General features: G+C 60.4%; 10 protein-coding genes and 1 tRNA gene. 7 read left to right on the top strand and 4 right to left on the bottom strand.

Features of this window, described 5'->3' with window-relative positions:
• Window positions 1-76 (top strand) — tRNA-Gly (locus tag G5533_RS19685).
• Window positions 77-315: 239 nt separating this feature from the next.
• Here G5533_RS19685 and G5533_RS19680 read toward each other — a convergent pair.
• From G5533_RS19680 to G5533_RS19670, 3 genes are all read right to left on the bottom strand, one after another.
• Entirely contained in the window at window positions 316-525 is a 210-nt protein-coding gene (locus tag G5533_RS19680; RefSeq protein ID WP_005338972.1) for a cold-shock protein, read from the bottom strand.
• Window positions 526-799: 274 nt separating this feature from the next.
• Window positions 800-1,468 (bottom strand): LysM-like peptidoglycan-binding domain-containing protein, encoded by a 669-nt coding sequence (locus tag G5533_RS19675; RefSeq protein WP_005349384.1) that lies wholly within the window; start codon window positions 1,466-1,468, stop codon window positions 800-802.
• A gap of 99 nt (window positions 1,469-1,567) precedes the next feature.
• A complete protein-coding gene (locus G5533_RS19670) occupies window positions 1,568-3,670 on the bottom strand; it encodes a methyl-accepting chemotaxis protein (protein WP_421255832.1) in 2,103 nt (700 codons plus the stop codon).
• 273 nt (window positions 3,671-3,943) lie between these two features.
• Here G5533_RS19670 and gltX point away from each other — a divergent pair, with 273 nt between their 5' ends.
• The gene (gene gltX, locus G5533_RS19665; protein ID WP_421205964.1) at window positions 3,944-5,359 is read left to right on the top strand and encodes a glutamate--tRNA ligase; all 1,416 of its coding nucleotides are present in this window, start codon (window positions 3,944-3,946) and stop codon (window positions 5,357-5,359) included.
• 140 nt (window positions 5,360-5,499) lie between these two features.
• On the opposite strand, the gene G5533_RS19660 is transcribed toward gltX, so the two are convergent.
• Window positions 5,500-6,750: a methyl-accepting chemotaxis protein gene (locus G5533_RS19660; protein WP_441255234.1), complete on the bottom strand. Its 1,251-nt coding sequence runs from the start codon at window positions 6,748-6,750 to the stop codon at window positions 5,500-5,502.
• Between the two features lie 31 nt (window positions 6,751-6,781).
• On the opposite strand from G5533_RS19660, the gene G5533_RS19655 reads away from it, so the two are divergent.
• The 5 genes from G5533_RS19655 (at window position 6,782) to hemE (ending at window position 14,081) form a co-directional block, all read left to right on the top strand.
• The gene (locus G5533_RS19655) at window positions 6,782-7,600 is read left to right on the top strand and encodes a potassium channel family protein (protein WP_304520555.1); all 819 of its coding nucleotides are present in this window, start codon (window positions 6,782-6,784) and stop codon (window positions 7,598-7,600) included.
• Window positions 7,601-7,746: 146 nt separating this feature from the next.
• Entirely contained in the window at window positions 7,747-8,352 is a 606-nt protein-coding gene (locus tag G5533_RS19650) for a TIGR04211 family SH3 domain-containing protein (protein ID WP_266135365.1), read from the top strand.
• A gap of 313 nt (window positions 8,353-8,665) precedes the next feature.
• Complete coding sequence (gene putA, locus G5533_RS19645) at window positions 8,666-11,830, top strand: bifunctional proline dehydrogenase/L-glutamate gamma-semialdehyde dehydrogenase PutA (RefSeq protein WP_441255233.1); 3,165 nt, start codon at window positions 8,666-8,668, stop codon at window positions 11,828-11,830.
• 221 nt (window positions 11,831-12,051) lie between these two features.
• Window positions 12,052-12,831, top strand: coding sequence for an NAD(+) diphosphatase (gene nudC / locus G5533_RS19640; protein WP_201908576.1), 780 nt, complete (start codon window positions 12,052-12,054; stop codon window positions 12,829-12,831).
• A gap of 182 nt (window positions 12,832-13,013) precedes the next feature.
• Window positions 13,014-14,081, top strand: a complete 1,068-nt coding sequence (hemE, locus tag G5533_RS19635; protein WP_201908575.1) for a uroporphyrinogen decarboxylase — start codon at window positions 13,014-13,016, stop codon at window positions 14,079-14,081.
• The last annotated feature ends 98 nt before the right edge of the window (window positions 14,082-14,179 follow it).

Raw genomic sequence — 14,179 nt, 5'->3', positions numbered from 1 at the left:
GCGGGAATAGCTCAGTTGGTAGAGCACGACCTTGCCAAGGTCGGGGTCGCGAGTTCGAGTCTCGTTTCCCGCTCCAATCTCTCTTCGAAGCTTTCATAATCCCTTTGAATTACCCATCACATCGCGCTGCGATGCTTTGTCGTATCTGGCGTTTACTAGGCGCGTCTCTACCACCTCCTGCCAACAGGAAGGGGATGTGGGCTCATGGTGCGGATTGTACGAGGCAAGCGGTTGTGACTGGTGGTGGAAGGCGAGAATTGCGGGCAAAAAAGAGGAGGGGCCTTGGCTCCTCCTGCATGATTCACTGGCGCGGGCTTAGACCAGAGTAACGTTTTCAGCCTGAGGGCCTTTTTTGCCCTGGGTCACAGTGAACTGGACTTTTTGACCTTCAGCCAGGGTTTTGAAACCGGTGCTCTGGATGGAGGAGAAGTGAACGAATACGTCCGGACCCTGGGATTGTTCAATAAAGCCAAAACCCTTGGTTTCGTTGAACCATTTTACCTGGCCGGTGCGAATGTCAGACATGTGCTAAATCCTATCAATAACAAAATGAAACTAAGCCCGTGCTGGGCTGCATTTGCCTTGCAAGCAGGGGTTGGCTCATGACTGACCACGTCTCTTTGTCCCAGTAGCACGTAGAACAATCCCTGTCTAAAGCACAAACGATTGTACGTTAGCGCCGATCCTTGTCAATTTGACCCCTTTCGTTTTTTGAACAAGCTAAAAATATTGTGAAGTCAGTAGCTTATTTGAAGATATTTGACTGAAAAAAACGGGAGGCCAGCGCCTCCCGTTTTTATTATTCCTTGAGGGCGAACCCTTCGCCCTGCCGGTCGTAGCGATAAACCGCCTGACCGTAGGAGCGGATCTCCACCCGCTGGATGCGGCGGGTGTCGTCCACCAGGATGAAGATAGAGCGGCCCGATTGCAGGCGGGTCAGGGGGCGATCCGGTCCCTCGATGGCGATCAGGCGGCTCAGCTCGGCACCCGGCAACTCGAATTTACGCCAGATGGAGTAGAGGGTCTCACCCGCCTGCACATCGTGTTGCAGCCAGGTACCGTTGACCTTCTCTTCGACCGGCTTGGCTGCCGCGGGGGCACTGCCTGCCGCGCCATTACCGACAGTTAGAGCTTGAGCAGGTACGGCCAGCGGCACTTCCAGCGAGCCGGAAGGGGCTGCTTTGGGAACGGATGGTGCCGGCTCCCAGGCCAGTACCAGCAACCAGAGCGGGATCAGGATCAGCAGACCTATGGTGTTTTTGCGGGGCAGCGGGCTGGACAGCTTGAATTTGCCTGCTTTGGCATCCTGGCGGCGTTGGCCGAGGTTGCTCATCCCTTGGCCAAAACGTTGGCGCAGGGACAGGGTCGCGGCATTGATGCGATGGAGCAGGGATCCTTGTGATTCGTCTTGGCGACGCTGCTGGGCTCGTCTGTTATGGCCTCGTGGGCGACGGTCCGGGGTGGGCACGGCATTTACCTCTCACTACATTGCCTGCCATCAGGCAAATTCGTCGCCTATGGTAAACGGACTCGCCCCCGAGGGGGAGAGTCCTGAGGCGGAAAATTATCAGCTGAGACGAAATTGACCCAATAATTGCTGCAATTTGTCGGCCGCCTGACGCAATGCCTGACTGGCTTTGGCCGTTTCGGTCGCATCCTGAGCAATGTCGTTGGCCAGTGCGTTGGTTTTTGACAGGTTGCCGGAGACGGTTTCTGAGACCGAGCTCTGCTCTTCGGCGGCGGAGGCGATCTGATAGGTCATGTCGTTGATGGTGGAGATGGCCTGGTAGATGCTGCCGAGCGCCTCTTCCGCCAGATCCGCCTCGCCCACCGCCTGATGGGTCAGCTGCTGGCTCTGGGTGATGGCGTTGACTGCATTGGTAGAGCTGAGGCGGATCTTCTCTATCAACTCCTGGGTGTTCTGCACCGCCTGCTGGGTATTACCCGCCAGTTTGCGCACCTCGTCGGCCACCACCGCAAAGCCGCGGCCCTGTTCGCCAGCCCGGGCAGCCTCGATGGCGGCGTTGAGGGCCAGCAGGTTGGTCTGGTCGGCAATCCCCTGAATGACGGTGAGGATGCTGGTGATCTGGGCGCTGTCGTGAGCCAGCCCTTCCACCACTTCGGCCCCTTTACCGGCTTCTGCCGCGACCTTGTGCATCGACTGGATCACCTGCTGGAAGCGCTCCTTGCCCTGATCGGCAGCGCTTTGCGCCTGTTTGGCCGAGTCGGCGGTATTGTTGGCGTGGGTGGCGACCTCCTGACTGACGTAGGACATCTCCTGTACCGCGGTCAGCATCTGCTCCATCTCGGCCTGATGATGCTGCAGATTGTTGTCGGTCTGACCGGCAATGCGATCGGTGTCACCGGCGTAGCGGTTCACCTCGCTGGCAGTCTTGAGCACATCCCCGAGCAACCCTTGCAGCTTGTCGATAAAGCGGTTGATCCCCTTGGCGAGATCCCCCAGCTCATCCACCGAGCGGGTCGTGAGGCGTTTGGTGAGATCCCCTTCACCATCGGCGATGTCATCCACCAGGCTGACCATCTGACGGATGGGGCCTGTGATGCTGCGTGCAATCACCAGCATGGTGGCCAGCGCCAGTACCAGTACGATAAAGGCACCGACCAGCTGCTGGGTCACCGCGGCCCGGTTCATCTCATTGAGCTGGCTCTCCAGCTGATCGGCCCCCGCCAGTACCACCTTGTAGGGCAGGGTGACGATGATGGCCCAGTTGCGGCTCATTCCCGGCACCATGATGGGGACGGAAATACGGAATGACTCGTCCAGCTCCTGACGCTGAACTTCCGGTTTCAGGTACTGCTGCCACTGGTTGCCCAGCACCTTACTTGCGCTGCTGCCGAGCAGGCTGGCATCACCGCTGGTGCCTGTGATGACACCGGCGGCGCTGACGATCAGGGTTTCCCCCTTGCCGTCATAGATGTTGCTGTTGAGGGACTGTGCCTGACGGCTGATGGAGTCCACCGCCAGATCCAGCGCGGCGATCCCCTTGAACTGACCATCCACCATGATGGGGGTGGTGATAGTGCTCACCAGCACCTGCTGACCGTTGATATCCACCTTGAAGGGATCGATCAGACAAGACCGTCCTTCCCGTTTCGGGCAGGCGTAGTAGTCGTTGGCGGGATTGCCGAATTCGTCCGGGTCGGTTTTTTCGATGGAGAGCAGCAGATCGGTGCCGATTTGATCCTTGTCGCGATAGAAATAGGGGACAAAGCGCCCCTTGCTGTCGCTACCGAGCGCGGTCTGACCGGCAAAGCTGGCATCCTGACCGTCGAAACCGTTGGGCTCGAAGCCGGCAAAGGCGCCATAGAGCTGGGGCTCCAACGCCAATTGTGCCTTGAGCAGGTCGGTGGCCTGCTGGCGATCCAGCGGTAGTTTGCCCTGTTGTTGCAGGGCGAGGGCGCTGGCCATCTGCTGGGTGTAGGAGAGCCCTTTTTGCAGCAGCTGGGTGATGGTGGCCGCCTCGGCGCGGGCATTGGCGCTGACCTTCTGCCATGCCTCCTGCTGCAGCGCTTCACGGCTGGAGCTGATGGTCAGTTGTTGGGTCTGTTGGCCGGAGTATTGGTTGAGCAGGATCAGGATGACCAGGGCTGCGGTCATGGCGATCCCGGCCATCACTAGAATGCGATTCTGGATAGAACGGAACTGCATCGTCTCTTCCTTGTTCGTGAGAAGTGTGGTGAGCGTTATTTGGGTATCGACCGGAGGAGGCAGCTCTCCAGCATTGTGCATAGCAAATCGGAAACGGGGCTTCTGTTTTGCGATCCTCTTCAAATATCGGGCTACAGATGCAAATGGCGACAGATTTAACCCCCTACTTTAGCCCGCAATGGCGTCATGGTTTTCCCATCCGTGATTGTCGGTGCTAAAATGCGACGGTTTTTTTAACGAATTGGCCCAAGGCCCTCTACACAAGGCTTAAAGATGAAAGTCAAAACCCGTTTTGCTCCCAGCCCGACCGGCTTTTTGCATGTCGGCGGTGCCCGTACCGCACTCTATTCCTGGTTGTTTGCAAAGAACCAGGGCGGTGAGTTCGTGCTGCGTATTGAGGATACCGATCTGGAACGTTCCACTCAGGAGGCAATCGACGCCATCATTGAGGGCATGGAATGGCTGGAGCTGAACTGGGATGAGGGCCCCTACTACCAGACCAAGCGCTTCGATCGCTACAACGCTCTGATCGACGAGATGCTGGCCGATGGCCGTGCCTACAAGTGCTACTGCTCCAAAGAGCGTCTGGAAGCGCTGCGCGAAGGCCAGATGGCCAACGGCGAGAAGCCACGTTACGACGGCAAGTGCCGCGACCACGCCCACGATCACCCGGCCGATGCGCCGCACGTGATTCGCTTCCGCAACCCGACCGAAGGTTCCGTGGTGTTCGATGACCACGTCCGTGGCCGCATCGAGTTCGCCAACACCGAGCTGGACGATCTGATTATCCGCCGTACCGACGGCGCGCCGACCTACAACTTCTGCGTAGTGGTCGATGACTGGGATATGGAGATCACCCACGTGGTGCGTGGTGAAGACCACATCAACAATACCCCGCGCCAGATCAACATCTACAAGGCGCTGAACGCGCCGGTACCTGAGTTTGCCCACGTATCCATGATCCTGGGTGACGACGGTGCCAAGCTCTCCAAGCGCCACGGTGCAGTCTCCGTGATGCAGTACCGCGACGACGGCTACCTGCCGGAAGCGCTGCTGAACTATCTGGTGCGTCTGGGCTGGTCCCACGGCGATCAGGAGATCTTCAGCCTGGAAGAGATGATCAAGCTGTTCAGCCTGGATGCCATCTCCAAGTCTGCCTCCGCCTTCAACACCGACAAGCTGTTGTGGCTGAACAACCACTACATGCGCAGCCTGGATCCGGCCTATGTTGCCAAGCATCTGGCATGGCACATGGAAAACCAGAAGATCGACACCAGCAATGGCCCGGCGCTGGCCGACGTGGTCACCCTGCTGGCCGAGCGCTGCAACACCCTGGTCGAGATGGCCGCCCAGAGCCGCTACCTGTTCGAAGAGTGCGAGGCCATCGACGAAGCCGCTGCCAAGAAGCACCTGCGCGGCGTGGCTGCCGAGCCGCTGGCTCTGGCCAAAACCAAGCTGGCTGCACTGGATAGCTGGACTACCGAAGCGCTGCACGAGCTGATTGAAGCCACTGCCGCCGAGCTGGGCCAGGGCATGGGCAAGGTTGGTATGCCGCTGCGTGTGGCCGTCACCGGTCTGGGTCAATCCCCTGCCATCGACGCCGTAATGGCATTGGTGGGCAAGGAGCGCGTACTGGCGCGTATCGACCGCGCACTGGCTTACATCGAAGCCCGTATGGCTGCCGAGTAAGTTGTGCAAGAGTGGGCAAGGCGATAGCCGAGCCTGCCCTTTGTCCGATAGAAAAAATCCGAAACCACTGGTTTCGGATTTTTTTATGGCCGGGAGCGGCGGCAGGGCACAACGCGGTCATGCCCGACCAGGGCGAGCAGTCAGGCGAGCTTGAAGGAGTGGATCTGGCTGTCGAGCTCCTTGCTGTGCTGTTCGACCAGCTCGGAGGCCTCTTGCAGCTCGCGCAGCACCACGACGGAGCCTTCGGCAATCTGCTTGACCTGTTCCAGATTGCCGCGCATCTCTTCGGCGACCGAGCTCTGCTGCTCGGAGGCGGCGGCGATGTGGCGGTTCATGTCGGCGACACCCTGTACCCGCTGCACTATGGTGGCGAGCTGGGTACCGGCCTGGGTCACCTGTTCCACCCCCTTGTCGGCCTGCTGTACGCTTTGGGCCATCAGTTCGCCAGCCTGATGGGCATTGCCCTGCAGCTGTTCGATCATCTTCTGGATCTCGACGGTGGCGGCCTGAGCCCGGTTGGCCAGCTCGCGCACTTCGGAGGCCACCACGGCAAAGCCACGACCCGCTTCACCGGCGCGAGCCGCTTCGATGGCGGCGTTCAGTGCCAGCAGGTTGGTCTGCTCCGAGATGCCGCGAATGGTGTCGACCACAGAGCCAATGCGCTCGACCCCCTGCTCCACCTGATTGACCACGGTGGCGGAGCGCTGGATGTTGTCGGAGAGGGTGTCGATGGTGCTGACGGTATCGGCGACGCAGCGGCTCCCCGCTTCTGCCAGCTGGCTGGTTTCGGCGGTGGCGTGAGAGGCCTGATCCGCATGGGCAGCCACTTCGCGAATGGCGCCGACCATCTGGCTCATGGCGCTCGCCAGCTGTTCGATCTGGGTGAACTCTTCGTTGATCGCTTCGTTGGCCTCCTCCATGCAGAGGGTGACCTGAGAGGCGATGTCGTTGAGCTCCTTGCAGGCGGCGCGCTGGTTGTTAAACACTGCTTTGAGGTTCTCCTGCGAGTGGGAGACCGCCTTGGCGATGTCACCGAATTCATCCCGAGATTTGAGCAACACCTTGTGACTGAGATCCCGCTTGGCGAAGCGCTCCAGCAGATCCACCAGATAGTGCACCTGCTTGACCATCAGGCGGGAACCGGTCATCAGCAGGATCACGAACAGCAGCCCCATGATGGTGGTCTCCATCAGGCCGCTCCAGAGCAGGCGGTCGGCAATGGCGTTGGCTTTGTCCGGATCAAGCCCCTCGCTGAGCAGGGTGGTCTCCAGATTGTTGGTATCAAACCAGAGTTTGGTCAGTAGCAAAATGGTACTCACCACCATCAGCAACACCACTTTCGGCACCAGCCGAATGTTGCTCATCCGCTTCTCCAGCAGGTTCAACTGCATCGTAAAATCTCCTTTGAATATCGCTTTTCCTTTGCCCTCAAGGCTATCGGCATTATCTTCTCTTTTATTAATTCGCACTGTGCTTAAAGTTGGAAAATGTATGCGACATCACTTAACTCATCTACGGGCGATGGATCTGCTGATGGCATTTCTGTCGATTGTCTCGGTTCTGCTGGTGACGGCCCGCTGGTGGGGCCACGAAACCCTGACTCCCCAGACCCTGCAGCTCTTCTATGACCTGGACAGTCTGATCTGCTACTTCTTCCTCGCGCATTTTGCTTATGGCTGGATCCGTGCTCCAGACCGCAAAGCCTACTTCAAGGCAAACTGGTTCTATCTGCCGGGTAGTCTGCCGATGGTGGAGCAGCTGCGTTGGGCCCGACTGCTCCAGTTGTGGCGGGTCTATCAACTGTTCAAGGAGCACCCGGATCTCTGGGCCATGTTCCGTCGCGAGCGCAACGAGACCACCCTCTCCGGCATCCTCTTCCTCTTCGTCCTGCTGCTGGGATTGGGCTCCGGCGTCATGTACTGGATTGAGTCGGGCCAGCCCGGCAGCCAGATTGAGACCCCCTATGACGCCTTCTGGTGGACGCTGGTGACCCTGTCGACCGTGGGCTATGGCGATCTGGTACCCAAGACCGAGGAGGGGCGTTTTGTCGCCAGCCTGCTGATCCTGTTCGGGGTCGGTCTGTTTGGTGCCATAAGCGGTTTTATGGCCAGCATCTTTTTGCAGCCTGCCAAGGAGAGCGAGACCGACAAGTGGCGTCATCACTACAACAACCAGCAAGAGGAGTTGCTGCGAGAGATCCGCGCCCTGCGCAGCGAGGTGCGGGAGCTGAAAAACAAGTGAGGCCAAGGGCGGGCAAGTTGCGAGGTGACTCGCAACTCCGCGCTTTATATCCGGGGGGAGCTGCTTTTTCTTTGCTTGTCCTTTAGCCTGCTGGCGGCTTAACATTCAACCTCTTGTCCACACCAGAAAAAGAGAACCGATCGACCATGCGCGCCCTTCTCGGGATTTTGATCTGCTTGTGTGCCCAACAGGCACTGGCCGATACCCGTTATGTTTCAGACAACATCTTTACCTATATCCACAATGGCCCGGGTACCCAGTACCGGATCCTTGGCAGCGTCAAGGCTGGTGAACCGCTGGAGGTAAAGGCGGTGAACGGCGAGGCCGGTTTCACCCAGGTGGTGGACGGTCGTGGCCGCGAGGGGTGGATCAAGAACAGCGAACTGCAGAGCCAGATCAGCCTGCGCGAGCGTCTGCCCCAGGTGGAAAAAGAACGCGATGAGCTTAAAGATCGCCTGCAGAACCTCAACGGTGACAACGAGAAACGCTTCACCGAGAAGGATGGCCAGATCGCTGCCCAGAGCAAGGAGATCGCCGCCCTCAAGGCCCAGCTGGTCAGTCAGGGTGAGGAGATGAGCAATCTCAAAGAGCAGAATGATGCCCTGACCCAGAGCTACGACAACCAGGAGCACGACATGCAGATGGACTGGTTTATCCGTGGTGGTGCCATGGTGGGGGCCGGTATCCTGCTTGGCATCCTGTTGCCCATGCTGCCCCGTCGTCGCAGCCGTGGCGATCGCTGGATGAACTGACAGCATCTGGCTGAATGAATTGCTAAGAAGGGTCGCCGTGGCGGCCCTTCTTTTTTGGGGCGTATTGGACGGAATGCGTGGCTGCTTTGCGATAGAGCGGCGGAAGATCGTATACAAAATGAAGTCAGGTGACCCTCACGCTTGCTGGCGTATTGGCTTAAAAAGGGAATTTATGGGGGGGATGAGCGATCTTTGTTAGAGAATGGCAACAAATTCATTTCATATAAGGTGCAACATTGTATACATTATCGGCGTTTCGGCGGCACGTCCGCCTTTGTTGATATCAGCCCTAGGGCGTACAGGAAGACCCCATATGTTCAAAGCTACTCAAGTGCTTGCCGCTGACTATATCCCCTCCGATCTGGCCGCCCTGCGCGAAGCCATCACCCAAAACTACGTGGTGGATGAAAATGCCTATCTGGCCGAACTGTCGGCCATGCTGCCGGGGGATGGTGCCTCGCTGGAGCAGGTGACCCAGCGTGCCCGTACTCTGGTGACCAAGGTGCGCAAGGAGAGCGGCTCCGGTGACGGTATCGACGCCTTCCTGCAGGAGTACAGCCTGGATACTCAGGAGGGGATTATCCTGATGTGTCTGGCCGAGGCGCTGCTGCGCATTCCCGATGCCGAGACCGCTGACGCCCTGATCAAGGACAAGCTCTCCGGCGCCAACTGGTCATCTCATTTCCGCAAGAGCGACTCTACTCTGGTCAACGCCTCCACCTGGGGGCTGATGCTGACCGGCAAGATTATCAAGCTCGACAAAAAGCTCGACGGCAACCCGGCCAACCTGCTGGGGCGGATGGTCAACAAGCTGGGGGAGCCGGTGGTGCGATCCGCCATGTATGCCGCCATGAAGATCATGGGCAAGCAGTTCGTGCTGGGGCGCGACATGAAGGAGGCGCTCAAGGCGAGCCGCAAATCCCGCGAGCTGGGCTACACCCATACCTACGACATGCTGGGTGAATCTGCGCTGACCATGCAGGATGCCGACAAGTATCTGACCGATTACCGCAACGCCATCGAGGCGGTGGGTAACGAGCGGATCAGCGACGGCGGCCCGGCCCCCTCCATCTCCATCAAGCTCTCGGCACTCCATCCACGCTATGACGTGGCCAACCGCGAACGGGTGCTCGGCGAAATGTGCGAGCGGCTGGTGGGGCTGGTGCGTCTGGCCCGCGACAAGGATGTGGCCATCAGCATCGACGCCGAGGAGATGGACAGACTCGAGCTGTCGCTGGACTTGTTCGAGCAGCTCTACCGCTCCGACGCCAACCGTGGTTGGGGCAAGCTCGGTATGGTGGTGCAGGCCTACTCCAAGCGCGCCCTGCCGGTACTCTGCTGGCTGACCGCACTGGCCCGCGAGCAGGGTGACCTCATTCCGGTTCGCTTGGTAAAAGGCGCCTACTGGGACAGCGAACTGAAATATGCCCAGCAGGCGGGTCTGCCCGGCTACCCGCTATTTACCCGCAAGGCGGGCACCGATATCTCCTACCTCGCCTGCGCCCGCTACCTGCTGAGCGAGTCGACCCGTGGCTTTATCGCCCCCCAGTTTGCCACCCACAATGCCAATACCGTGGTCAGCATTCTGGAGATGGCCGGTGATCGCCAGTTTGAATTCCAGCGTCTGCACGGCATGGGGGAGGAGCTGCACAACGCCGTGCTGAACGACAATCCCGGCCTGCACTGCCGCATCTATGCGCCGGTCGGCGCCCACAAGGACTTGCTGCCCTATCTGGTACGCCGCCTGCTGGAGAACGGGGCCAACACCTCCTTCGTTCACAAGCTGGTGGATCCCAACACCCCGGTGGACTCGCTGGCCGAGCACCCGCTGCGTACTCTCAAGCGCTACTCCGGTTTTGCCAACGACCGCATTCCCCAGCCGGTGCACCTCTTCATCGACCGCAAGAACTCCAGCGGCGTCAACATGAACATCCTCTCCATCCAGCGCCCCTTCTTCGCCCGCTTGAAAGAGCTGGAGAGCAAGCAGTGGCTGGCGGGCCCCATCGTCGATGGCGAGACCCTCAAGCGCAGCGAGGCACGCACCGTGCTGAGCCCGCAGGATGTGAGCCTGACTGTCGGCAAGATCCACTGGGCCGACGAGCAGGCGGTGGAACAGGCTTTGGCATCTGCCCACGCTGCCTTCCCGCGCTGGCGTGAAACCCCGGTGAGCGAGCGTGCTGCCGCGCTGGAGAAGCTGGCGGATCTGTTGGAAGCGAACCGCGAGCAGTTCGTCTCCCTCTGTACCCGCGAGGCGGGCAAGTTGCTGCAAGATGGCATCGACGAGGTGCGTGAAGCGGTCGATTTCTGCCGCTACTACGCGGTGCAGGCCCGCGGCCTGATGGGGCAGGCAACCCTGTTGCCCGGTTATACCGGCGAGCAGAACGAGCTGTTCCTGCAGGGGCGCGGCGTCTTTGTCTGCATCAGCCCGTGGAACTTCCCGTTGGCGATTTTCCTCGGCCAAATCGCTGCGGCGCTGGCCACCGGCAACACCGTCATCGCCAAACCGGCGGAGCAGACCGGCCTTATCGCCCATCTGGCGGTGACTCTGGCCCATCAGGCCGGTATTCCGGGCGACGTGCTGCAACTGCTGCCCGGTGACGGTGCCACCGTAGGTGCCAAGTTGACAGCCGATCCGCGTATCGGCGGCGTCTGCTTCACCGGCTCCACCGAGACCGCCAAGCTCATCAACATGACCCTGGCCCAGCGCGATGGTGCCATCCTGCCGCTTATCGCTGAAACCGGTGGTCAGAACGCCATGATTGTTGATTCCACCGCCCTGCCGGAGCAGGTGGTGCGCGACGTGGTGAGCGCCGCCTTCCAGAGCGCCGGTCAGCGCTGCTCGGCCCTGCGGGTGCTCTACCTGCAGGAGGAGATTGCCGAGCGGGTGCTGGAGATCCTCACCGGCGCCATGCAGGAGCTGAAAGTGGGCAACCCGGCCGAGCACAACACCGACGTCGGCCCGGTGATCGATGCCGATGCCAAGGCCGGTCTCGATGCTCACCTCGCCTACATGATCCCGCGTGCTCGCCTGATTGCCCAGGCGCCGATGCCCGCCGCGACCATGGAGGGACACTTCGTCCAGCCGACCGCGCTGGAGATCGGCTCCATCCGCGAGCTGGTGAAGGAGCAGTTCGGTCCCATCCTGCACGTGGTGCGCTACGCCACCCGGGATCTGGACAAGGTGATCAGCGACATCAACGGCACCGGCTATGGCCTGACGCTCGGGATCCACAGTCGCAACGAATCCCACGCCGAGGAGCTGGCAAGCCGCATCAATGTGGGTAACGTCTACATCAACCGTAACCAGATCGGCGCCATGGTCGGGGTGCAACCGTTCGGCGGCCAGGGGCTCTCCGGCACCGGCCCCAAGGCGGGCGGCCCCCACTACCTGAGCCGCTTCGTTACCGAGAAGACCCGCACCATCAACACCACTGCAGTGGGCGGCAACGCCTCCCTGCTGGCGATGGGCGATGCCTGATCCGCGTCGATAGAAACCGGATACGGGATGCCGGATAACAACGGGCCGCCTTCGGGCGGCCTCTTTATTTGCACCATCCGTTTTTTACGAATGGGACAATCGGCCACGACGGGGTCGTCAGCGACCCGTGCTGGTCGTAAGATGGGAGCCATTCGCGCGGCGTTTGCCCCTTGCTCGGCCAGCCGTGGTCAGGGTTCTGTTTTAACGAGAGTGTTTATCCGATGTCATTAACTGAACAAGCCCGCTGGTTCGTGCTGGGGGGCGATCATCTGGTACTGCTCGATCAGCAGGGTCAGGTGCCACAGGGTAGTAAAGCGTGCCTGCCCGCAGCACTGGCTGACGCCCCTTTCGAGCGTTTTGACGAGTGGCAGGGGCTGCCCTGCTATCTGCTCGATCTGGGTGATGAGGCTGACACGAGCGCTATGAGCCCTCTGCGCCAGCTGATGGTGGCGGGGGACGAAGAGGGCTTTCGTCTCGCTGGCCGCGCCTGGCAGCTCGCCACCTTCCGCCGCACCCACCGTTTCTGCGGCGAGTGCGGCGCCCCCATGACCCCGAAGGCGGGGGAGTGGGCGCAGGTGTGCCAGCAAGGGCACAGCGTCTATCCGCGCATCTCCCCCTGCATTATCGTGGCGGTGCGCAAGGGGCCGGAGATCCTGCTGGCGGCTCATCGCCGTCACTATCAGGCGGACGATCCCATGTATACCGTGCTGGCCGGCTTTGTGGAGGCGGGGGAGAACCTCGAGCAGTGTGTGGCACGGGAGGTGTTCGAGGAGAGCGGCATCCGGGTGCGCAATGTGCGCTATGTGGCGAGCCAGCCCTGGCCCTTCCCTCACAGCCTGATGATGGGCTTTACCGCCGACTACGAGAGCGGCGAGATCCGGGTGCAGGATGACGAACTGGTCGCTGCCGCTTTCTTTGCCGCCGACCGGCTGCCGCGTTTGCCGCCTCACGGCACCATTGCCCGGCGGCTGATCGAGTTGTCACTGGCTGGCGAGGGGTAACGAGGCGCTTATCTTTTCGCCAACCTTTTTGCACTTCTTTTTAAAAACGGGGCGATCTGGTTTGCGCCCCTTCACATCTTTGCAACCGTGCGCCCATTTGCCACGTTTTGGGCAGTCCGATCCGGTGGGCAAAGTGGTATTATGGCCGCCATTTTATGCGTGATACGAACTCAGGAACTGGGATGAAAGAGCTGAAGAACGATCGATACCTGCGCGCTTTGCTGCGTCAGGACGTGGATATGACCCCGGTATGGATGATGCGCCAGGCTGGCCGTTATCTGCCGGAATACAAGGCGACTCGCGCCCAGGCGGGGGATTTCATGTCCCTGTGCCGCAACGCCGAGCTGGCCTGTGAAGTCACCCTGCAGCCGCTGCGCCGCTACCCGCTCGATGCCGCCATCCTCTTCTCCGACATCCTCACCGTGCCCGATGCCATGGGGCTCGGTCTCTACTTCGAGCAGGGTGAAGGCCCGCGCTTCGAGCGTCCGATCACCTCCATGGCCGATGTGCAGGCGCTGCCCCTTCCGGATCCGGAAGATGAGCTGGGCTACGTGATGAACGCGGTGCGCACCATCCGCCGCGAGCTGAAGGGCGAAGTGCCGCTGATCGGCTTCTCCGGCAGCCCATGGACCCTGGCCACCTACATGGTGGAGGGGGGCAGCTCCAAGGCGTTCACCAAGATCAAGCAGATGATGTATGCAGAGCCGCAAACCCTGCACCTGCTGCTCGACAAGCTGGCCGACAGCGTGATTGCCTACCTCAACGCCCAGATCAAGGCGGGTGCGCAGGCTGTCATGGTGTTCGACACCTGGGGCGGCGTGCTCACCCCGCGCGATTACCGCGACTTCTCCCTGCAGTACATGCACAAGATTGTCGATGGCCTGATCCGCGAGCACGACGGTCGCCGCGTGCCGGTCACCCTGTTTACCAAGAACGGTGGTCAGTGGTTGGAGCAGATTGCAGCCACCGGTTGCGATGCGCTGGGTCTGGACTGGACCACAGACATTGCCGACGCCAAGCGTCGGGTCGGTGACAAGGTAGCGCTGCAGGGCAACATGGATCCCTCCATGCTCTACGCCACTCCTGCTCGCATCCGTGAAGAGGTCGCCTCCATTCTGGCCGGTTTCGGTCACGGTAATGGCCACGTATTCAACCTCGGCCACGGCATCCATCAGGATGTGAACCCGGAACACGCTGGCGTGTTTGTCAACGCGGTACACGAGCTCTCCGCCCAGTACCACGGTCGCTAAGGCCGGGGTGAGAGAAGAATAGTTTGTTTGAAATCCGGGGCCGTCAGGCCCCGTTTTACATTAAAAAATGGCGCCGCGATGACGAGAGCGTGGCGGCC

It is taken from the genome of Aeromonas sp. A600620, from assembly GCF_029479985.1.
GTDB classification, from domain to species: Bacteria; Pseudomonadota; Gammaproteobacteria; order Enterobacterales; family Aeromonadaceae; genus Aeromonas; species Aeromonas veronii_A.
Note: the sequence above shows the minus strand (reverse complement) of the source record. Positions and strands in the feature narration are given on the sequence as shown.